The organism is Streptomyces sp. SID3343, from assembly GCF_009865215.1.
Taxonomy (GTDB): Bacteria; Actinomycetota; Actinomycetes; order Streptomycetales; family Streptomycetaceae; genus Embleya.
Window position 1 is genome coordinate 1 of the sequence record NZ_WWJX01001108.1, and the last position, 404, is coordinate 404.

Annotated in this window: 1 pseudogene; it reads right to left on the bottom strand. The window is 72.5% G+C overall.

Features of this window, described 5'->3' with window-relative positions:
* Window positions 1–404 (bottom strand): annotated as a pseudogene (locus GT354_RS34565) (peptidase M28); the annotation flags it as partial.

Consider the following 404-nt stretch of genomic DNA (forward strand, 5'->3'; position numbering starts at 1 on the left):
CGACCACCGTCTCCCACGCGAGGTTGCTCCGACCGTCCTTGACCCGAACCACGAGGCGGTGAGACTCGACCCTGTCCACCGACGCGAGCTTGGCCTTGGAGGTGGTTTCCGCGGCGGAGGCCGCCACGGTCGGTTGCACCTGGGTTGATATGCGCGCGTTCGTCGCGGACTGGGTCGCGCGGACGCGGCCCTTGCCGTCGGCGAGGACGACGGCGTCGCCGCCGACGACCGGCAGGCCGCGGTACGTACGCTCGTAGGCGACGGAGTACAGATCGTCGACCCACGGCGTCACCGTCTGCCGTTCGTACTGTTCGTCGGGTCCCTTGGCCAGGACGTCCAGGCCGCCGGCTGCGGCCCGGTCCGCCGCCGAGACCGCCAGCGCCTGTGAGCCGGGCGGCGCGGGC